Genomic DNA, 20,976 nt, shown 5'->3' on the forward strand with positions numbered 1-20,976 from the left:
GTTGTCAGTCACTCCCCGCGGTCGCGTCGGCCAGTGCGGCACTGCCACCGACGATCTCGCTGATTTCCTGGGTGATTTCGGCCTGGCGGGCCGCATTGGCAAGCCGCGAGAGCGACTTGATGAGCTCTTCGGCGTTGTCGGTCGCCGACTTCATCGCGCGCCGGGTGGCGGCGTGCTTGGAGGCGGCGGCCTGCAGCAGCGCGTTGTAGATCCGCGACTCCACGTACCGCGGCAGCAGGGCGTCGAGGACGTCCTCCGGCGACGGCTCGAAGTCGTAGAGCGGGAGGATCTCGCCCGTCGACTTCTCGTCGGACGCGTCGGCCGCACTGTCCAGGGACAGCGGCAACAGACGGTCGTCCAGCGCGTTCTGCGTCATCATCGAGATGAACTCGGTGAAGACGATGTGGAGTTCGTCCACTCCGCCGTCCGCGGTGTCCTGCTGGACGGCCGCGATCAGCGGAGCGGCGATCATCTTAGCGTCGGCGTACGTCGGGCTGTCGGTGAAGCCGGCCCACGACTCCACGACCTTCCGCTCGCGGAAGCCGTAGTAGGACACGCCCTTGCGGCCGACGACGTAGGTGTCGACCTCCTTGCCCTCGGCCTTGAGCCGCTCGGTGAGCTGCTCCGCGGCCTTGATGACGTTGGAGGAGTAGGCGCCGGCCAGACCGCGGTCGCTCGTGATGAGCAGCAGCGCGGCCCGGGTCGGCTTCTCGACCTCGGTCGTCAGCGGGTGCTGGGTGTTCGAACCCGTGGCAACCGCGGTCACCGCGCGGGTCAGTTCACTTGAGTACGGCGTCGATGCCGCCACCTGACGCTGCGCCTTGACGACGCGCGAGGCGGCGATCATCTCCATCGCCCGAGTGATCTTCTTAGTCGCGGAGACGGAGCGGATGCGACGCTTGTAGACCCGGAGCGAGGCTCCCATGGATCAGGTCCCTTCCGTCGTCACTTGCCGGTGGCGGGGGTGTCCTCGCCGAGCAGCTTGCCGTCCGAGGTCTCGAACTGCCGCTTGAAGGCGTCGACCGCGTCCGAGATGGCACTGATGGTGTCGTCGGACATCTTGCCGCCCTCGCGGATGCTGGTCAGCAGGTCCTTCTTCTCCCGGTGGAGGTGGTCGAGGAGCTCGCGCTCGAAGCGGCGGATGTCCTCGACCGGGACCTCGTCCATCTTGCCGTTGGTGCCGGCCCAGACGGAGACGACCTGGTCCTCGGTGGGCATCGGCGCGTACTGGTCCTGCTTGAGCAGCTCGGTCATGCGCTGACCGCGCCCCAGCTGGGCCTTGGAGGCCGCGTCCAGGTCGGAACCGAAGGCGGCGAACGCCTCCAGCTCGCGGTACTGGGCGAGGTCGACGCGGAGTCGGCCGGAGACCTGCTTCATCGCCTTGTGCTGGGCCGAACCGCCGACGCGGGAGACCGAGATACCGACGTTGAGCGCCGGCCGCTGGTTGGCGTTGAACAGGTCCGACTCCAGGAAGCACTGGCCGTCGGTGATGGAGATGACGTTGGTCGGGATGAACGCCGAGACGTCGTTGGCCTTGGTCTCGACGATCGGCAGACCGGTCATCGAACCGGCGCCCATCTCGTCGGAGAGCTTGGCGCAGCGCTCCAGCAGACGCGAGTGCAGGTAGAAGACGTCACCCGGGTACGCCTCACGGCCCGGCGGGCGGCGCAGCAGCAGGGACACGGCGCGGTAGGCGTCGGCCTGCTTCGAGAGGTCGTCGAAGATGATCAGGACGTGCTTGCCCTGGTACATCCAGTGCTGGCCGATGGCCGAACCGGTGTAGGGGGCCAGGTACTTGAAGCCCGCCGGGTCGGACGCCGGGGCGGCGACGATGGTGGTGTATTCGAGGGCACCGGCCTCTTCCAGCGCGCCGCGGACGGACGCGATGGTGGAGCCCTTCTGGCCGACGGCGACGTAGATGCAGCGGACCTGCTTCTTCGGGTCGCCGGAACGCCAGTTGTCGCGCTGGTTGATGATGGTGTCGACGGCCAGGGCGGTCTTGCCGGTCTGGCGGTCGCCGATGATCAGCTGACGCTGGCCACGGCCGATCGGCACCATCGAGTCGACGGCCTTGTAGCCGGTCTCCATCGGCTCGTGGACCGACTTGCGGACCATGACGCCGGGGGCCTGCAGCTCCAGGGCACGGCGGCCCTCGGTCTCGATCTCGCCGAGACCGTCGATCGGGTTGCCCAGCGGGTCGACGACGCGGCCGAGGTAGCCCTCGCCCACGGCGACCGAGAGCACCTCACCGGTGCGCTGCACCGGCTGGCCCTGCTCGATGCCGCTGAACTCACCGAGGATGACCGCACCGATCTCGCGCTCTTCCAGGTTCAGCGCCAGACCGAGCGTGCCGTCCTCGAACTTCAGCAGTTCGTTCGCCATCGTCGAGGGCAGACCCTCGACGTGTGCGATGCCGTCGCCGGCATCGCTGACCGTCCCGACCTCTTCGCGCGAGGCCGCGTCCGGCTTGTACGCCTGGACGAAGTTCTCCAGTGCGTCCCGGATCTCCTCCGGCCGGATCGTGAGCTCCGCCATCTGGGTTCCCTGCTCTCCTTGTTGGGCCCGAAGTTACGTGCGGTGTCCTGGGGGCGTCTCCCCCGGACCGTTTCCGCTTACGGCCCAACTCGGGCCGCCGTCATGCTTGTGCTGTTTTCCGGGGCGTCGTCCGGACCGCGGCCGGACCTGTCGGTCCGGCGGGTCCGGTCTCCCGCCGCCGGGTGTGCAGCTCTTGAGTTGGTGGCTTAGGTCAGCCGGCCATCCGCCGGGACGCCTCGTCGAGGCGCTCCGCGACGGTCCCGTTGATGACCTCGTCGCCGATCCGTACCTGCACGCCGCCGAGGACATCGGGGTCCACGTCGAGGTTCAGGTGGATCTGCCGGCCGTACAGCTCGGCCAGTGCGGCGCCGAGGCGCTGCCGCTGCCCTTCGCTGAGCGGCACCGCGGAGGTGACCACCGCGACCATGCGGTCCCGGCGGGCCGCCGCCAGCTTGGAGAGGGCGTCGAGCCCCGCCTCCAGGCTACGGCCCCGCGGCTGTGCGACAAGACGGATCACCAGCCGCTCGGTGACCGGGTTGGCCCGGCCGCCCAGCAGCGTGTGCAGCAGTTCCGTCTTGGCGGCGGCCGTGGCGCTCCGGTCCGTCAGCGCACGGCGGAGCTCACCGCTCCCGGCGATGATCCGGCCGAACCGGAACAGCTCGTCCTCGACGTCGTCCAGGCGGCCGTCCCGCTGCGCCGCGACGAGGTCGGCGCTGAACGCCAACTCCTCGATCGCGTCCGGCAGGTCACGCGAGCGCGACCAGCGGGAGCGGACCATGCCGGTCACCACGTCGAGGGTGGCCTCGCCGACCTGGCCGCCGAGCAGCCGCCGGGCCAGCTCGGCCCGCGCCTCGCCGGGCTGCGCCGGGTCGGTGAGGACCCGACGCAACGACACCTCGCGGTCGAGCAGAGCGGTGACGGCAGCCAGCTCCTCGGCGAGCTTCGCGGCGTCGACGGAGGTGTTGTCCGTCAGCGCGTTGAACCGCTCGCGTGCGGAGGCGAGTGCCTCGCGGCTCGCTCCATTCATCGGCCGGCCTCAGCCTTCGTCGCGTCCGATGCCGACTTCTCCTCAAGCTCGTCGAGGAAGCGGTCGATGGTCCGGCTCTGTCGGGCGTGGTCCTCAAGGGACTCGCCGACGAGCTTGCCGGCCAGTTCGGTGGCGAGCTTGCCCACGTCCTGGCGCAGCGCCTGGGCGGCTGCCTTGCGGTCCGCCTCGATCTGGGCGTGACCGGCGGCGATGATTTCCTCACGCTGCCGCTGGCCCTCGGCGCGCATCTCGGCGATGAGCGTCGCGCCCTGCTCCTGCGCCTCCTGGCGCAGGCGCGCGGCCTCGTGGCGGGCGTCGGCGAGCTGGGCCCGGTAGTCCGCGAGCACCTGCTGCGCCTCGGCCTGAGTCGCCTCGGCATCCTCGATACGGCCTTCGATCTGCGCCCGGCGCTCGTCCAGAACCTTGTTGATGTTCGGGAGGAGCTTCTTGGCGAGGAAGCCGAAGACGATGAAGAAAGCGATCAGGCCGATGACCAGCTCTGGAATCGGCGGGACGAGGGGGTTCTCAGGAACCTCCGCCGCCAAGTTCAGGGCGTTCACATCAGTGCCTTCCGTCTGAATGGATAGTCGATGGGTTCCGTTTACTTGTAAACGAAGCCCATGACGATGCCGATCAGGGCGAGAGCCTCACAGAAGGCGAAACCCATGATCTGGTTGGTGCGGATCAGGCCGGCGGCCTCGGGCTGGCGGGCCAGGGCCTGGGTGCCGTTACCGAAGATGATGCCGACGCCGACGCCGGGGCCGATCGCGGCGAGGCCGTAACCGATGGCGGCGACGTTGCCGACGACCGTGGTCTTGGCGGAGTCGCCGGCGGCGGCGAGGTGGTTGGCCATCTCGAGAGCAGCGGACATGCCGTTACTTCCTTCTCGTTTCACGGACCGGTGGGGGTTGGCCACCGGACAGCTGTTGGGGTGGGGAACCGGGGTGCTCAGTGGTGTTCGGCGAGCGCGCCCTGGACGTAGTTGCAGGCCAGAAGCACGAAGACGTACGCCTGGACGGCCTGGATGAACAGCTCGAAGGCCGTCATCAGGATGGTCATGATGAACGACGCGCCGGCGTACACGAAGCCGATGCCGTTGAGCAGGTACCAGCTGGCGACGGTGAACATCAGGATCAGCAGGTGCCCCGCGAACATGTTCGCGAAGAGTCGGACCGCGTGGGTGAAGGGCCGGATGATCAGGTTCGAGAAGAGCTCGATGACCATCAGCAGCGGGAGGACCCAGCCGAGCGACTTGTCATAGCCGGAGAAGTTCTTGAAGGCGCCGACGAAGCCGTGCTTCTTGAAGGTCAGGAAGACCCAGAGGATGTAGACGATCGCCGCGAGGCCCGCGGGGAAGGCGATCACCGACGTCACCGGGAATTGGGCGACGGGGATGATCGACCAGAGGTTCATGATCCACACGAAGAAGAACAGCGAGACCATGAAGGGGACGTACTTGTCGCCCTCCTTCTTCCCCAGCGCGTCATAGACGAGCCCGCGACGCACGAAGTCATAGCCCGCCTCGCCGATCATCTGCAGCTTGCCGGGAACCACCTTGGCGCGGCCGAATGCAGCCCAGAAGAACCACACCACGACGACCGTGCTGAGCAGGGCCAGCAACATCGGCTTGTTGAACTCGAAGCCACCGATGGTGAAGAGCGGCTCGAAGACGAAGTTATGAAGCCCGGGGGCATCAAAGCCGCACCCGGAAAAGATGTGGCAGTCGGTCTCGAAGGCGAGCATCGTTTCAGCACTCACCGCGAGCTCCTTCAGCGTGGCGCATGGGTACGGCAACCTCGTTGTGTCGGCGCGGCGTTGAACCACGGAGCGGCACTGGACTGGTGTTACGGATTAGGGGGCGGCTGGTCGGCGCTAGGCCGGTCCGGATCACAGGCATTGGCCGCGAGAACTTCCCGTTCCTTCTCGGGGACCCCGGGAGCTCAGCCGCCTGCGCCAGCTGCGCCGCAGTTGGCACCGGACGATAGCAGGCCGGCACGAGGCCATTTATCTCGGCCCTACGTGTCACGTCGGCGACCCCGCCGTCTTGGCCGTCTTGGCCTCCGCGGAGTCGGGGTCCACGTACAGAATCTTCGCCTTCATGTGGCCGCGGGTCTGCGCCGCGATCCATACGAGGGTGGCAGCGAGCAGAGAGAACGCAAATGCCTTGGTATCGAAGAGAGTTGTGTCCTTGAAGGCGATGAGGAACACCGCCACGAACAGGATCTGCACGGTGTACAGCAGCAGCCCCATCATCTGGAACAGCTGCGGCAGCTTCTTGGCGGTCTGCTGCAGGACGACGAGCCCGGCCCCCATCACCAGGATGACCAGCAGGGCGCCGAAGACGGCGCCGAGCGCACCCGCGGCACCCGCGACCACACCGCTCACGGCAACGGCGAGAGCGCCGGCGGCAACGGTGGGTACGGCGGCGTGAAGAAGTAGTCGGGCGTCATTCGACTGCATGGTGGCGCTCCGGCATGGGATGGGGGTGGTGTCGTCAGGGACGAGCGTAGACCCGGCCGGCGGAAGAACCTTCAGGCCAATGGACCGTCGCACTACGGTCCTTCGGCTCTATCGCCGGGTTTCGTGAACGGTATCACAAACTATTTGATGAGGTCTTTACCTGGTTCGTGTGGATCCTGTCACACCTGAGAGTGACTCTGCACATTGGTGCACTGACGAACCGTCGGCTGTCTGGTATGGGGTCAACCGTCCCGATTCCTGACGCACATTCGGGCGACCACGAGGGGCCTCAGCGATGACTCCCCGCCTTACGACGGTCCACGAAACGTGACCGGTCGCCGATCGCCGTGGCGCCGTGAATCCCGGGCGGAACGGTCGAACCACGCTCCTCCCCCGGCTCGTCCGCGGCCGCGCTCCCGGCCGTGCCACCGGCCGCGCCGTCCACGGCCAGCGCCTCCCGGACGACCCGGCGGTAGCGCGGCGGGACCAGCCGCTCGGCCCAGATCGGGGCCCGCGGGGTGAAGCGCGGCAGCAGGAGCAGCACCAGGCCGACCGCGCTGAGCAGCACGATGCCCAGGACGATCCACATGCTGGCGTCGTTGGCGGAATAGGCCACCGCGCCGAACGCGATCAGCGCGGACCAGAAGTACATGATCAGCACCGCGCGGCTGTGCGAGTGGCCGATCTCCAGCAGGCGGTGGTGCAGGTGCCCGCGGTCCGCGGCGAACGGCGACTGGCCCTTCCAGGTCCGTCGCACAATGGCCAGAATCAGATCCGCGACCGGCACCGCGATGATCGTCAGCGGCAGCAGCAGCGGGATGTAGACCGGCACCATCGCGTGGGTCGCCTCGCGCAGACCGCCGGCCTTCTGGTTGAGCAGGTCAGGGTCGACCTGGCCGGTCAGCGAGACCGCGCCGGCCGCCATCACCAGGCCGATCAGCATGGACCCGGAGTCGCCCATGAAGATCCGGGCCGGGTGCATGTTGTGCGGCAGGAAGCCCAGGCACATGCCCATCAGGACGACCGAGAACAGGGTGGCCGGCGCCGCCGCCTCGATGCCGTAACCGAACCAGAGCCGGTACGTGTACATGAAGAACGCGGCCGCGGCGATGCAGACCATGCCGGACGCGAGACCGTCCAGGCCGTCCACGAAGTTCACCGCGTTGATGGTGATGACGACCAGCGCGACGGTCAGCAGGGTGCCCTGCATCGGCGTCAGCGCGACCGTGCCGATGCCCGGGACCGGGAGGTAGAGGATCGTCAGCCCCTGAAGGACCATCACACCCGCGGCGATCATCTGGCCGCCCAGCTTGACCAGGGCGTCCACGCCCCACTTGTCGTCGAGCACGCCGAGGATCCAGATCAGCGCGGCGCCCGACAGCAGGGCCCGCGGCTCATTGGTCTCGAAGACGCTCTTGAGGTTGGTCAGGTGCGCGGCCACCAGCAGCCCCGCGCACAACCCGCCGAACATCGCGATCCCGCCCAGTCGCGGGGTCGGCTCGCGATGTACGTCCCGCGCACGGATCTCCGGTACCGCACCGGCCGCGATCGCGAACTTCCGCACCGGACCGGTCAGCAGGTAGGTCACCGCGGCAGTGACGCACAGCGTCAGCAGGTATTCACGCACGGGCTGCCCCATAGAGATAGCTGGCCATCACAGCCCCACACCTTATGCGTGTCCGGCCACTGGCCGTGAATACGGGCGCATGCCGGAGAAGACGACGGGCGCCGCCAAGACGGTTCCGGCGCCGCCCGCGCTCAGTCCTGATCCGGATACGGCGGGAACCGGCCAACCAGCCCGGCGATCGCGGCGCGCACCGCGCCGTCCTCCCGCAGCGCCGCCCCGATCAGCTCCGCGACCCGGTGCATCTCGGCCTCGCCCATCCCCTGCGTCGTCACCGCGGCGGTGCCCAGCCGGATCCCGGTCGGGCAGGTCCCGGACCCCGCGGGCGCCTGGGCGCCGGGCAGCGCGCAGGTGTCCAGCACGATGCCGGCGGCCGCCAGCCGGCCGCGGGCGGTGCGCGCGTCCAGGCCCAGCGGGGCGGTGTCCGCGGTGATCAGATGGGTGTCGGTGCCGCCGGTGGTGACCGTCAGGCCCTGCGCGGCCAGCCCGTCGGCCAGCGCCCGGGCGTTGCCGACGACCTGTTGGGCGTAGCCCCGGAACGCCGGCGTCGCGGCCTCCGCGAACGCCACGGCCTTGGCGGCCACCGCGTTCATCTGCGCGCCGCCCTGGGTGAACGGGAACACCGCGCGGTCGATCCGCTCGGCCAGCCGCGCCCGGCACAGGATCATCCCGCCGCGCGGCCCGCGCAGCACCTTGTGGGTGGTCGCGCACACCACGTCCGCGTACGGCACGGGGCTGGGCGCCGCCCGGCCGGCGATCAACCCCATCGGGTGGGCCACGTCGGCGATCAGATACGCGCCGATCTCGTCGGCGATGTCGCGGAAGGCGGCGTAGTCGATGTGCCGCGGATAGGCGATCGAGCCGCAGACCAGGGCCTTGGGGCGGCGCTCTCGGGCCAGTGCGCGGATCGCCTCGTAGTCGAGCAGGCCACTCGCCGGGTCGACGCCGTAGCCGGCGAAGTCGAACCACCGGCCGGAGAAGTTGGCCGGCGAGCCGTGGGTGAGGTGGCCGCCGTGCCGCAGGGACATCGCCAGGACGGTGTCGCCGGGGCGCAGCAGCGCGGCGTAGGCGGCCAGTACGGCCGAAGAGCCCGAGTGGGACTGGACGTTGGCGTGTTCGGCGCCGAAGAGGGCCGTGGCGCGCTCCACCGCGATCCGCTCGGCGAGGTCGACGATCTCGCAGCCGCTGTGGTGCCGGGCGCCCGGATAGCCCTCGGCGTACTTGTTGCCCAACGGGGAGCCGAGGGCGGCCAGGACGGCGGGCGAGACGAAGTTCTCGGCGGCGATGAGTTGCAGCCCGTCGCTCTGCCGGCCGCTCTCCGCCAGCAGGACGCCGGCGATCTCCGGGTCCTGGCGCAGCAGCGCGGCGAAGTCGGGAGAGCCGGGCGGCCGGGTGACCTCGTCGTGGGCGGCGGCCCGGGCCCGCTGCTCGACGGTCTCGGCCGCGGCGACGGCCCGGGGGTCGGCGGCCGGGGCGCGGCCGGCCGGGGACGTGCGGCGGGATGACGCGGTGGTGGCGGGCATCGCTGGCTCCGGGCCTCGTACGGGACCAGGGCACGTCGCACGTGCCCTCGGGGCCGTCCGGCCCTAGCCCGGCAGGCCCAATCCCAATGTAGGCGCGGCTCAGGGATCGGGCGCGGCGTGCCGGGGCCGATCGGGTCCCGGGGCCGGTCAGGGGGCGCAGAGGGGCCGTCAGGGCCGTTCCCGGGGTGCCTGGGCGCCGCGGGCGCGCCGGCTGGTGCGCGGGCGCGCTGGGGCAGGCCCTACGCCGGCGCCGGGACTCCGGTGAGGGCGGTGACGACCGGGTCGAGCGCGCTGTTGATCTCGTCGCCGATGGAGCGGAAGAACGTGATCGGTGCCCCGTAGGGGTCGTGGACCTCGTCGGACTCCGGGTTGGGCGCCAGCAGCCAGCCGCGCAGCGCGGCGGCCGCGCCGACCAGCGCGCGGGCCCGCTCGACCAGCCCGCCGTCGGGCAGCCCCGGGTCGGGCGCCGGCAACGTGGCCGGATCTATGGCGCGAACCAGTCGGTTGAACTCCTTCAGCGTGAAGGTGCGCAGCCCCGCGGAGTGCCCCATGGAGATGACCTGTGCGCGGTGGTCGCGGGTGGCGGTGAGCACCAGGTCGGCCCGGATGACGTGCTCGTCGAGCAGCTCCCGGCCGATGAAGCCGGCCGGGTCCGCGCCGTAGTCGGCGAGCACCGTCGCGGCGTGCGTCTCCATCGGGGCGCCCTCATGGCCCCAGGTGCCGGCGCTCTCCACGAGCAGCCCGCAGCCGCGGACGGCCTGTGACGAGCCGAGCCGCTCCTGGAGGGCGTGCCGGTGCAGCCGCTCGGTGATCGGCGAGCGGCAGACGTTGCCGGTGCTGACGTGGAGGATGCGGAAGCAGCGCGGGTTCTCCACCGGGACCGAGAAGGTCTCGGCGCCTCGTCCCGCTATGCCCCGTCCCTGCGGCGGCGGCATCAATGCGCCACCTCAAGCTCGGGTACGACCTTGCGCAGCTCCTCGACGCTGATCGCGCCCTCGCGCAGCAGCACCGGCACCCGGCCGGTGACGTCCACGATCGAGGACGGCACGGCGGCGGGCGTCGGGCCGGCGTCGAGGTAGACCGAGACCGAGTCGCCGAGCATCTCCTGCGCGGCGTCGCAGTCCTGCGGGGAGGGGTGGCCGGTGAGGTTGGCGCTGGAGACCGCCATCGGGCCGAACTCGGTGAGCAGTTCGATGGCGACCGGGTGCAGCGGCATCCGCACCGCGACCGTGCCCCGGGTCTCCCCCAAGTCCCAGGTCAGCGACGGCTGATGGCTGGCCACGAGGGTCAGCGCCCCCGGCCAGAACGCGTCGACCAGCTCCCATGCCTGCTCGGAGAACTCGGTGACCAGGCCGTGCAGGGTGTTGGGGGAACCGACCAGGACCGGGGACGGCATCCCCCGGCCGCGGCCCTTGGCCTCCAGCAGGTCGCCGACGGCCTCCGGACTGAAGGCGTCCGCGCCGATGCCGTAGACGGTGTCGGTCGGCAGCACGACCAGCTCGCCGCGCCGCACGGCCGAGGCTGCCTCACGCAGGCCGGTCGCGCGGTCGGTCGCGTCGCTGCAGTCGTATCGCCGTGCCATTAGCGGTCCTCCTCGTGCGGAACGGTTACGCGGAACGAATAAGCGGATGCATCGCCTGCATCGGGCGCCGGGGTGGGGCGGCTCATGGCGTCGCCCGGCGCGCGGTGGCGAAGCGGGGCCGGTTGTTGAGGTCGGGGTGGTCGGCCGCGTCCGCCCAGCCCAGCTCCTCGTTGAAGATCCACGGCACCTGCCCGCCCTGGGTGTCGGCGTGCTCGACGACGACCACGCCGCCGGGCCGCAGCAGGCGGTGCGCGGTCCGTTCGATGCCCCGGATGGTGTCCAGGCCGTCCTCGCCGGAGAACAGCGCCAGCTCCGGATCGTGGTCACGGGCCTCGGGGGCGACGTACTCCCACTCGGTGAGCGGGATGTACGGCGGATTGGAGATCACCAGGTCGACCTGCCCGTCCAGTTCGGGGAGCGCGGTGAGCGCATCGCCGTGGTGGAGAACGACGCGGGACCCCTCGACGTTCTTGCGGGCGTAGCCCAGGGCCTCATCGGAGAGCTCCACGGCGTGCACCCGCGAGCGCGGCACCTCCTGCGCCAGGGCGAGGGCGATCGCCCCCGAGCCGGTGCAGAGGTCGACGATCAGCGGCTCGACGACGTCCATGGCGCGCACCGCGTCTATCGCCCAACCGACCACCGACTCGGTCTCTGGGCGGGGCACGAACACCCCCGGCCCGACGGCCAGTTCGAGGTAGCGGAAGAACGCCCGACCGGTGATGTGCTGGAGGGGTTCGCGCGCCTCGCGGCGGGCGACGGCCTCCCAGTAGCGGGCGTCGAAGTCCGCGTCGGGGACCGTGTGCAGCTGGCTGCGCTTGACGCCGTGCACATGCGCGGCCAGTTCCTCCGCGTCGAAGCGCGGGGAGGGCACGCCGGCGTCGGCCAGCCGCTGGGTGGCCTGGGCCACCTCCGCGAGCAGCAGGTTCACTGGTCCTCCAGCCGATCGGTCCTCAAAGGTCTTGCGGTCTTACTGGGCGGCGGCGAGCTTGGCCGCCGCGTCGGCGTCGACGCACGCCTGGATGACCGGGTCCAGCTCGCCGTCGAGCACCTGGTCCAGGTTGTACGCCTTGAAGCCCACCCGGTGGTCCGAGATGCGGTTCTCCGGGAAGTTGTACGTGCGGATGCGCTCCGAGCGGTCGACGGTGCGCACCTGGCTGCGCCGGGCGTCCGACGCCTCCTTCTCGGCCTCCTCCTGGGCCGCGGCCAGCAGCCGCGAGCGGAGGATGCGCATCGCCTGCTCCTTGTTCTGGAGCTGGCTCTTCTCGTTCTGGCAGGAGACCACGATGCCGGTGGGCAGGTGGGTGATCCGGACCGCGGAGTCGGTGGTGTTGACGGACTGGCCGCCGGGCCCCGAGGAGCGGTAGACGTCGATCCGCAGGTCGTTGGCCACGATCTCGACCTCGACCTCCTCGGCCTCCGGCGTGACCAGCACGCCGGCCGCGGAGGTGTGGATCCGGCCCTGCGACTCGGTGGCGGGCACCCGCTGGACGCGGTGCACCCCACCCTCGTACTTCAGCCGCGCCCAGACGCCCTGGCCGGGCTCGGTGGCCCCGCCGCCGCCCTTGGTCTTCACCGCGACCTGGACGTCCTTGTAGCCGCCGAGGTCGGACTCGTTGGCGTCGAGGATCTCGGTCTTCCAGCCGACCCGCTCCGCGTACCGCAGGTACATCCGCAGCAGGTCGCCGGCGAACAGCGCGGACTCCTCGCCGCCCTCGCCGGCCTTGACCTCCAGGATGACGTCCTTGTCGTCGCTGGGGTCACGCGGGACGAGCAGCAGCCGCAGCTTCTCGGTGAGCTCCTCGCGGGCGGCTTCGAGGTCCTTGACCTCACTCGCGAAGTCCGGGTCGTCGGCGGCCAGTTCGCGGGCCGTGTCGATGTCGTCGCCGGTCTGCTTCCACGCGCGGTACGTGGCGATGATCGGGGTCAGTTCCGCATAGCGCTTGTTGAGCCGCATGGCCTCGCGCTGGTCCCCGTGGACCGCGGGGTCGGCCAGCCGCTTTTCGAGGTCGGCGTGCTCGCCGACCAGTTCCTCGACCGCCTCGAACATCGTGTGTTCCTCTGCTGACTGCTGGTGTGGCTTCCCGGGGCGCTGCGCCCCGTTGCCGCGGTGCGGCGGGCCGGCCCCTCGGCCGGGGGGCAGAGGGTACGGACGACAAAGACGCCGGTCCGGTCCCCCTTGTCCAGGGGCGACCGGAGACCGGCGCCTTGCGGGTCGCTACTTCTTGGCGGCCTTGGCGTTCTTGCCGAAGCGGGCCTCGAAGCGGGCCACGCGGCCGCCCGTGTCCAGGATCTTCTGCTTGCCCGTGTAGAACGGGTGGCACTCGGAGCAGATGTCGGCGCGGATGGTGCCGCCGGCGACGGTGCTACGAGTGGTGAAGGAGGCGCCACAGGTGCAGCTGACCTGGGTCTCGACGTACTCCGGGTGGATGTCGCGCTTCAAGGGATTCTCCTAGGTTCGGGAGTGGCACCGGGTCGTGGCACGGATTGCGTCACGTGAACCGGGGCCGACGGTCCAGTTTGCCAGCACTGGCCGTATCTCCCAAAACCGGGGTACGGCCGGTGCTATTCCCGCACCCGTCCACCCGGCGTTCCCCGGGCGGACGCGGCGCGGGCGACGGCTACTTGACGTAGCGGGACGTGCCGCCCTTGTCACCCGCCGAGCCCTTGAGGGCGGCCTTGGGGATGTCCTGGTCCTGGCGGAGCGCGTCCCACACCTGCCGGCTCTTGGTGGTGAGCGGCAGTACGCGGTCGGGGTTGACCGGGTCGAAGGTCACCGGGAGCGTCGCCATGGCGATGTTGTCGGTGGAGATGCCGCCGAGTTCCTTGGCCAGACCGGTCAGTGCGGTGACCGAGTTGAGGTCGGTGTCGGTGGTGACGGCCTTGGTGGCGGTGTCGGCGACGTCGTAGAGCTTGCCGGGGTTGGAGAGCACGCCGATGCTGCGGACCTGCTTCAACAGGGCCTTGATGAAGGTCTGTTGGAGCTGGATGCGGCCCAGGTCGCTGCCGTCGCCGCCGGGGACGCCGTGCCGGGTGCGGACCAGGCCGAGGGCGTCCTCGCCGCCCAGGGTGTGGGTGCCGGGCGTCAGGTGCAGATGGCTGTACTTGTCGTTGATCGGCTTGGTGGTGGTGATCGGCACCCCGCCGAGCGCGTCGATGAGCTTCTTGAAGCCGGTGAAGTCGACCTCGACGAAGTGGTCCATGCGGATGCCGCTCATCGACTCGACGGTCTTGACGGCACAGGCCGGGCCGCCGACCTCGAAGGCGGTGTTGAACATGGCGCGCTGCTGCCCGGGGACGGCCTTGCCGTCCTTGGTGGTGCAGTCGGGCCGGGCCACCAGGGTGTCGCGGGGGATGCTGACGACGCTGGCCTTCTTGTGGCCCTTGAAGACGTGCACGACCATCGCGGTGTCCGAGCGCGCCCCGCCCTCGTCCTTGCCGTAGGAGGCGTTGGCGCCGGAGCGGGAGTCGGAGCCCATGACGAGGATGTCCATCGAGCCGTTGTCGATGTTCTTGGGCCGGTCGCGGCCGAGGGCGGCGTTGATGTCGACGCCCGTGAGGTTGCCGTTGAACTTGAAGTAGAGGTAGCCGACCCCGGCGCCGCCGAGCAGCACCACGCCGACCAGTGCGCACAGGGCGCGGGTGAGGATCCGGTGCCGCCGGCTGGGGGTCTTGCGCCGCCGTCCGGTGCCACGTATGGAGCGCCCTCCGCTTCCGGCCGTTCGCCCGGTCCCGTCGCTCTGCGCCATCTGTTCTCAGTCCTTCGTCGGTCGACTGCGCCTCGCCGTCTCCCTGCCGTAAGCGGTGGATTGCCTAGTCAGACGGGGGGCCGACCGGAAGGGTTGCACAGCCCAATATGAGCGTTTTCTTAGAAGAACCGGGCGGCGCTCGACGACACGGGGCCCGCGGCACGGCCCTCACCAGGGGTTTCGTCGCGCGGCACACTCCGGCGTAAACGCCGCGGGAACTGTCGATCTGTGCGAAAGGTCTCAAGCGGGTCACGACCCCGCGCGGCGCAGGTCACACCGGAACGCACCGGGCCCCCACACCCGCGAAGGGTGAGGGGGCCCGGTGGAAGTGCGGCGCGGCCGCGGGCGTCAGTCGTTGCCGTTGCCCGTGGTCGGCGTCGTCTTCTGGATCTGGAGCAGGAACTCCGCGTTGGACTTCGTCTGCTTCATCTTGTCCAGCAGCAGCTCGATGGCCTGCTGCTGGTCCAGCGCGTGCAGCACCCGGCGCAGCTTCCAGACGATGGCCAGCTCGTCGCTGCCCATCAGGATCTCTTCCTTACGGGTGCTGGACGCGTCCACGTCCACCGCCGGGAAGATGCGCTTGTCGGAGAGCTTGCGGTCGAGCTTGAGCTCCAGGTTGCCGGTGCCCTTGAACTCCTCGAAGATCACCTCGTCCATCCGCGAGCCGGTCTCGACCAGCGCGGTGGCCAGGATGGTCAGCGAGCCGCCGTCCTCGATGTTGCGCGCGGCACCGAAGAAGCGCTTCGGCGGGTAGAGCGCGGTCGAGTCGACACCACCGGAGAGGATGCGGCCGGAGGCGGGCGCCGCGAGGTTGTACGCGCGGCCCAGGCGGGTGATGGAGTCCAGCAGCACGACCACGTCGTGGCCGAGCTCGACCAGGCGCTTGGCGCGCTCGATGGCGAGTTCGGCGACGGTGGTGTGGTCCTCGGCCGGGCGGTCGAAGGTCGAGGAGATGACCTCGCCCTTGACCGACCGCTGCATGTCGGTGACCTCTTCGGGACGCTCGTCGACGAGGACGACCATCAGGTGGCACTCGGGGTTGTTGCGGGTGATCGAGTTGGCGATCGCCTGCATGATCATGGTCTTGCCGGTCTTCGGCGGCGCCACGATCAGACCGCGCTGGCCCTTGCCGATCGGCGTGACGAGGTCGATGATCCGGGTCGTCAGACCGCCCGACTCGCCCTCCAGGCGCAGCCGCTCCTGCGGGTAAAGGGGCGTCAGCTTCCCGAACTCGGCCCGCTGGCGGCCCTGTTCGGGCGCCATGCTGTTGACGCTGTCCAGTCGCACCAGGGCGTTGAACTTCTCGCGCCGCTCGCCGTCCTTGGGCTGCCGGACCGCGCCGGTGACGTGGTCACCCTTGCGCAGGCCGTTCTTGCGGACCTGGGCGAGCGAGACGTACACGTCGTTCGGGCCCGGCAGGTAACCGGAGGTCCGGATGAACGCGTAGTTGTCGAGGATGTCGAGGATGCCCGCGACGGGGATCAGCACGTCGTCCTCGGCCAACTGCGGCTCATTGGCGAAGTCGTCGCGGCCACGACGCCCGCGGCGGTCGCGGTAACGGCCGCGCCGACCGCGCCGACCGCCCTCGAAGTCCTCGTCGTCGCCGTCCCGGCGGTCCCGCTGACGGTTGCCGCCCTGGCCGCCGCCATCGCCCGCGTCGCCCTTGCGACGGTCGCGGTCACGGTCGCGGTCGCGGTCCCGACGGCCCCGCTCGCCCTTCGGGCCGCGGTCCTGGCGGTCCCCGCGGTCCTGGCGGTCGGCGCCCTTGGCGGGCCGGCCCTCGCCGGTCTCCTGCGGGGCGGTGTCGGTCTTGGCCTCGGCCTTGACCGCGGTGGCGGACTCGGCCTTGGCGTCGGTGCCGTCCGGGCTGCCCGCGGGGGCGGTGGCCCGGCGCCGGCGGCGCTCACCGGTCGGCGCCTCCTCGGCGGCGGCGCCGCCCTGCGGGGAGGGCTGACCGGGGATGTCGATCTGCTGCTGCGTCCCGGCCTTCTCCGTCGACTTGGTCGACTTGGCGGCCTTCTCGGCCTTGGCGGGCTCGGCGCTCTCCTCACCGGTGCGGGCCTTGGAGGTGGCCCGGCGCTTGGGCTTGGTCTCGGCCTCGGCGGCGGGCGCTTCGGCCTTGGTTGCGGCCCCGGAGCCGGCGGCCTGCCGCTCCTTGATGACCTCGATCAGCTGGCTCTTGCGCATCCGCGCGGTGCCCTTGATACCGAGGCCCGAGGCAATCTGCTGCAACTCTGCCAGGACCATGCCCTCAAGGCCGGTGCCGGAACGGCGGCGCCGCGTGCTGGCAGGCGCGGCGGGAGCGTCCGTGGCGGGCGTGGCGGCACTGCCGTCGGTGCGCGCGCCCATCAGATCGGTGGTGTCGCTCACGAAGGGTCCTTCCCTGGAGCGGGCGTCGGCCTGTCTGGCTCGGCGACCGGTTGTGCTGTCCGGCCGGTTCCTTGGTCTAACGGACCGGGCCGGGGCGGTGGTCCCGCCTGATTCGGCGGAGAAATCAATTCATGGCTCCGGCGTGAAGATCTGGGATGTGACTTGTGTCGTCACGCCGATTCCGGAGCGTGCTCACGTCTGCTCAGGACAAAGGCTCCAAGCAGTTTGGGAGGCTCCCGGAAGAAATGGTCCCGATAGGGGACACGAAGCACCGCGCCACACTGGCGTCGAGTACTGACTTGAGGTTAACACTACCGGATCCAACAAACATTCCCCCTCTCCAAGACCGGCGATCGTCGATCACTCGGTGTGATCACCCGGCGAGCGGCAGCACGCAGGTGCCCGCCACGTCGAGGGTCAGCCGGTTGGCCGCCCACCCCTCTCCCGCCAGCGCCGCGACCTTGTCGGCCGCCGCTTCTTCGACCAGCGCGAGCACCGTCGGGCCCGCACCGGAGATGACTGCGGGGACGCCGTCCGCGCGCAGTCGGTTCACCAGGCCCATGCTCTCCGGCATCGCGGGGGCGCGGTAGTCCTGGTGAAGTCGGTCCTCGGTCGCGGCGAGCAGCAGCTCGGGGCGCCTGGTCAGGGCCTCGACGAGCAGTGCGGCACGACCGGCGTTGGCCGCGGCGTCCACGTGCGGGACGGTGCGCGGCAGCAGTCCGCGGGCGGTCTCGGTGAGCACCGGCTTCCCGGGCACGAAGACCACCGGAACGATGGAATCGGCCGGATCCATGCGGATCGCCCGCGCGGTGCCGGTGTCCGTCCAGGCCAGCGTGAACCCGCCGAGCAGGCAGGCGGCGACGTTGTCGGGGTGGCCCTCGATCTCGTTGGCGAGCTCCAACAGCGCGGCGTCGTCCAGCTTCTGCTCGCCGCCTATGGTCACCGCGCGGGCCGCGACGATGCCGGCGCAGATGGCGGCCGAGGAGGAGCCAAGGCCCCGGCCGTGCGGGATGCGGTTGGCGCAGACGATCTCCAGGCCGCGCGGCTGCCCGCCGAGCAGGTCGAAGGCGGTGCGCATGGCCCGTACGAGCAGATGGCTTTCGTCGCGCGGCAGCGACTGCGCGCCCTCGCCGGCGATGTCGACGTGCAGACCGGAGTCGGCGACCCGGACCACGACGTCGTCGTACAGCCCCAGGGAAAGTCCCAGGGCATCAAAGCCGGGGCCGAGATTGGCGCTGGTAGCGGGGGTGCGCACCCGGACGGCGGCGGCGCGGAACGCGGGACCGGCCATCGCTCGATGACTCTCCTTGATTGATGCTGCGGTACTGCCCCGGAGCACGACTCCGCGGCGCCTGGGCGCCCGGACGGCTCGTGGGGTCTGTTCTGACCTGCCCTGCACACCACTGCGTTATGCCGTGGGGAGGGGAGTTGGGTGCCAGCCTATCGAAGGAAGGTTCTGTCGCGACATAGGGCGCACAGGAGGCGCACGATGCGTGTCGCGCGCCATCACATGCCTCAACGGCGCCTTTGCAGCGTTTGCCCGGGGCTTTGCGCAATGTGCGGTTCGGGGGTGGGCGGGCGGCTGGTCGGCCCGCCCGCCCCCGAACGTCTGCGCAGGTCCCGGGGGTTGTCCGGGAGGGTCAGGCGAGGCCGAGGCGCTCGGCCGCGGCGTCGGCGTCGATCGGGACCGTGACCGGCTGCGGTGCGCCGGCGACCGCCCAGTCGGGGTCCTTCAGGCCGTTGCCGGTGACCGTGCAGACGATCCGCTGGCCGGGGTCGACCTTGCCCTCCTGTGCGGCCTTGAGCAGACCGGCGACCGAGGCGGCCGAGGCGGGCTCCACGAAGACGCCCTCCTGCGCGGCCAACAGGCGGTAGGCGGCCAGGATTTGACGGTCCGTCACGTCGTCGATGAAGCCGCCGGACTCGTCCCGGGCGCGCTCGGCGAACTCCCAGGAGGCGGGGTTGCCGATGCGGATCGCGGTGGCGATGGTGTGCGGGTCCTTGACGACCTCGCCGCGCACGATCGGGGCGCTGCCGGACGCCTGGAAGCCCCACATCCGCGGGGTGCGGGCGGCGACGCCGTCGGCCGCGTACTCCCGGTAGCCCTTCCAGTAGGCGGTGATGTTGCCGGCGTTGCCGACGGGCAGGACGTGGATGTCAGGGGCGTCGCCGAGCATGTCGACGATCTCGAAGGCGGCGGTCTTCTGGCCCTCGATGCGCACCGGGTTGACGGAGTTCACAAGTGCGACCGGGTACTTCTCCGACAGGCCCCGGGCCAGCGTCAGGCAGTCGTCGAAATTTCCGTCGACCTGGAGGATCTTGGCGCCGTGCACCAGCGCCTGGCCCATCTTGCCGAGCGCGATCTTGCCCTGCGGGACCAGCACCGCGCAGACCATCCCGGCCCGGACCGCGTAGGCGGCGGCCGAGGCGGAGGTGTTGCCGGTGGAGGCGCAGATGACGGCCTTGGCGCCCTCTTCCTTGGCGCGGGTGATGGCCATCGTCATCCCGCGGTCCTTGAACGACCCCGTGGGGTTGGCGCCCTCGACCTTGAGGTGCACCTCGCAGCCGGTGCGCTCGGACAGCACCTGGGCGGGGACGAGCGGCGTGCCGCCCTCCCGGAGGGTCACGACCTCGGTCGTGTCGCTGACCGGCAGCCGGTCGCGGTACTCCTCGATGATGCCGCGCCACTGCCTACTGGTGGCCACGGTGGAATTGGCAGACATGGGTTCCTCTACTCCCCTTCGACCCGCATGATGCTGACGACGCCGCGGACGGTGTCCAGCTCGCGCAGCGCTTGGACCGTCGACGACAGGGCCGCGTCGGTCGCCCGGTGGGTGACGACGACGAGGTCCGCCTCCCCGTCCTTGCCCTGCTGGCGGACGGTGTCGATGGACACGCCGTGTTCGGCGAAGACCGTCGCGACCTGCGCGAGGACGCCGGGCTTGTCGGCCACGTCGAGACTGATGTGGTAGCGGGTGACGACCTCACCCATGGGGCTGACGGGCAGCGCGGTGTACGCCGACTCCCCCGGCCCGGTGGCTCCGGCGAGCTTGTTGCGGCAGACCGCGACGAGGTCGCCGAGGACCGCGGAGGCGGTCGGCGCACCGCCCGCGCCCGGCCCGTAGAACATCAACTGGCCGGCCGCGTCGGCCTCCACGAAGACCGCGTTGTACGCCTCGCGCACGGACGCCAGCGGGTGCGTCAGCGGGATCATCGCCGGGTGCACCCGGGCGGTCACCGAGGCGCCGTCCGCGGCCCGTTCGCAGATGGCCAGCAGCTTGACGGTGCAGCCCATCCGCTTGGCGGAGGCGATGTCCGCGGCGGTGACCTCGGTCAGCCCCTCGCGGTGCACGTCGTCGATGGTGACGCGGGTGTGGAAGGCGATGCCGGCGAGGATCGCGGCCTTGGCGGCGGCGTCGAAGCCCTCGACGTCGGCGGTCGGGTCGGCCTCGGCGTAGCCGAGCGCGGTGGCCTCGTCGAGGGCCTCGCTGTAGCCGGCGCCGGTGGTGTCCATCTTGTCGAGGATGAAGTTGGTGGTGCCGTTGACGATGCCGAGGACGCGGTTGACCTTGTCGCCGGCGAGCGACTCGCGCAGCGGCCGCACCAGCGGGATCGCGCCGGCGACCGCCGCTTCGTAGTACAGGTCGGCGTTGTGCTTCTCGGCGGACGCGTGCAGCGCGGCGCCGTCGGCCGCCACCAGGGCCTTGTTGGCCGAGACCACGCTCGCGCCGTGCTCGAAGGCGGTGGTGATCAGCCCCCGGGCGGGCTCGATCCCCCCGATCACCTCGATGACCACGTCGATGTCGCCGCGTTTGACGAGCGCGGTGGCGTCGGTGGTGATCAGCTCGGCCGGGACGCCGGCCCGCACCTTCTCCGGGCGGCGGACGGCGATCCCGGCGAGCTCCACGGGCGCACCGATGCGGGCCGCGAGGTCGTCGGCGTGCGTCGTCATGATGCGCGTCACCTCTGAGCCGACTACACCACAGCCCAGCAGCGCCACCTTCAGCGGACGCGTACGCATCATTCGACCTCGTCTTTTCTTCGATCCAGCGGTTTCATGCTTGGTCACGCACCAGTTTCCTGGTCATGGACCAGTCTCACGCACCGGA

Annotated in this window: 19 protein-coding genes; all 19 read right to left on the reverse strand. The window is 70.4% G+C overall.

Annotated elements, in window-relative coordinates:
• Window positions 1-4: 4 nt before the first annotated feature.
• On the reverse strand, window positions 5-925 hold the full coding sequence (locus ACFVFQ_RS05830; RefSeq protein ID WP_383409295.1) for a F0F1 ATP synthase subunit gamma: 921 nt from the start codon (window positions 923-925) through the stop codon (window positions 5-7).
• 20 nt (window positions 926-945) lie between these two features.
• On the reverse strand, window positions 946-2,535 hold the full coding sequence (atpA, locus tag ACFVFQ_RS05835; protein WP_383409298.1) for a F0F1 ATP synthase subunit alpha: 1,590 nt from the start codon (window positions 2,533-2,535) through the stop codon (window positions 946-948).
• A gap of 211 nt (window positions 2,536-2,746) precedes the next feature.
• Window positions 2,747-3,562, reverse strand: a complete 816-nt coding sequence (locus ACFVFQ_RS05840) for a F0F1 ATP synthase subunit delta (protein ID WP_383409301.1) — start codon at window positions 3,560-3,562, stop codon at window positions 2,747-2,749.
• Window positions 3,559-4,122 (reverse strand): F0F1 ATP synthase subunit B, encoded by a 564-nt coding sequence (locus tag ACFVFQ_RS05845; protein WP_383409304.1) that lies wholly within the window; start codon window positions 4,120-4,122, stop codon window positions 3,559-3,561. The genes ACFVFQ_RS05840 and ACFVFQ_RS05845 overlap by 4 nt, the downstream gene beginning before the upstream one ends.
• 41 nt (window positions 4,123-4,163) lie before the next feature.
• Complete coding sequence (atpE, locus tag ACFVFQ_RS05850; protein ID WP_274913260.1) at window positions 4,164-4,433, reverse strand: ATP synthase F0 subunit C; 270 nt, start codon at window positions 4,431-4,433, stop codon at window positions 4,164-4,166.
• Between the two features lie 77 nt (window positions 4,434-4,510).
• Window positions 4,511-5,305: a F0F1 ATP synthase subunit A gene (gene atpB, locus ACFVFQ_RS05855; RefSeq protein WP_383409855.1), complete on the reverse strand. Its 795-nt coding sequence runs from the start codon at window positions 5,303-5,305 to the stop codon at window positions 4,511-4,513.
• A 279-nt stretch (window positions 5,306-5,584) separates the two neighbouring features.
• Window positions 5,585-6,022, reverse strand: a complete 438-nt coding sequence (locus ACFVFQ_RS05860; RefSeq protein WP_383409309.1) for a hypothetical protein — start codon at window positions 6,020-6,022, stop codon at window positions 5,585-5,587.
• A 289-nt stretch (window positions 6,023-6,311) separates the two neighbouring features.
• The gene (locus ACFVFQ_RS05865; protein WP_383409313.1) at window positions 6,312-7,661 is read right to left on the reverse strand and encodes an MraY family glycosyltransferase; all 1,350 of its coding nucleotides are present in this window, start codon (window positions 7,659-7,661) and stop codon (window positions 6,312-6,314) included.
• A gap of 119 nt (window positions 7,662-7,780) precedes the next feature.
• A complete protein-coding gene (gene glyA, locus ACFVFQ_RS05870; protein ID WP_383409316.1) occupies window positions 7,781-9,169 on the reverse strand; it encodes a serine hydroxymethyltransferase in 1,389 nt (462 codons plus the stop codon).
• Between the two features lie 239 nt (window positions 9,170-9,408).
• Window positions 9,409-10,104, reverse strand: coding sequence for a protein-tyrosine-phosphatase (locus tag ACFVFQ_RS05875; RefSeq protein WP_383409318.1), 696 nt, complete (start codon window positions 10,102-10,104; stop codon window positions 9,409-9,411).
• Window positions 10,104-10,751, reverse strand: a complete 648-nt coding sequence (locus tag ACFVFQ_RS05880; protein ID WP_383409321.1) for an L-threonylcarbamoyladenylate synthase — start codon at window positions 10,749-10,751, stop codon at window positions 10,104-10,106. Before ACFVFQ_RS05880 ends, ACFVFQ_RS05875 begins: the two co-directional genes overlap by 1 nt.
• An 82-nt stretch (window positions 10,752-10,833) precedes the next feature.
• Window positions 10,834-11,679, reverse strand: a complete 846-nt coding sequence (gene prmC, locus ACFVFQ_RS05885) for a peptide chain release factor N(5)-glutamine methyltransferase (protein WP_383409324.1) — start codon at window positions 11,677-11,679, stop codon at window positions 10,834-10,836.
• A 39-nt stretch (window positions 11,680-11,718) separates the two neighbouring features.
• A complete protein-coding gene (gene prfA, locus ACFVFQ_RS05890) occupies window positions 11,719-12,798 on the reverse strand; it encodes a peptide chain release factor 1 (protein ID WP_383409327.1) in 1,080 nt (359 codons plus the stop codon).
• Between the two features lie 168 nt (window positions 12,799-12,966).
• Window positions 12,967-13,191 carry a 50S ribosomal protein L31 gene (rpmE, locus tag ACFVFQ_RS05895; protein WP_248015100.1) on the reverse strand — a complete coding sequence of 75 codons (225 nt, stop codon included), beginning with the start codon at window positions 13,189-13,191 and terminating at the stop codon, window positions 12,967-12,969.
• Window positions 13,192-13,369: 178 nt separating this feature from the next.
• The gene (locus ACFVFQ_RS05900) at window positions 13,370-14,497 is read right to left on the reverse strand and encodes an LCP family protein (RefSeq protein WP_383409332.1); all 1,128 of its coding nucleotides are present in this window, start codon (window positions 14,495-14,497) and stop codon (window positions 13,370-13,372) included.
• Between the two features lie 348 nt (window positions 14,498-14,845).
• Entirely contained in the window at window positions 14,846-16,867 is a 2,022-nt protein-coding gene (gene rho / locus ACFVFQ_RS05905; RefSeq protein ID WP_383409340.1) for a transcription termination factor Rho, read from the reverse strand.
• Between the two features lie 373 nt (window positions 16,868-17,240).
• Entirely contained in the window at window positions 17,241-18,158 is a 918-nt protein-coding gene (gene thrB / locus ACFVFQ_RS05910) for a homoserine kinase (RefSeq protein WP_274913275.1), read from the reverse strand.
• Between the two features lie 349 nt (window positions 18,159-18,507).
• Window positions 18,508-19,590, reverse strand: a complete 1,083-nt coding sequence (gene thrC / locus ACFVFQ_RS05915; protein ID WP_383409349.1) for a threonine synthase — start codon at window positions 19,588-19,590, stop codon at window positions 18,508-18,510.
• A gap of 8 nt (window positions 19,591-19,598) precedes the next feature.
• Complete coding sequence (locus tag ACFVFQ_RS05920; RefSeq protein WP_383409352.1) at window positions 19,599-20,891, reverse strand: homoserine dehydrogenase; 1,293 nt, start codon at window positions 20,889-20,891, stop codon at window positions 19,599-19,601.
• Window positions 20,892-20,976 lie beyond the last annotated feature (85 nt).

Source organism: Streptomyces sp. NPDC057743 (assembly GCF_042798755.1).
Lineage (GTDB): Bacteria > Actinomycetota > Actinomycetes > Streptomycetales > Streptomycetaceae > Streptomyces.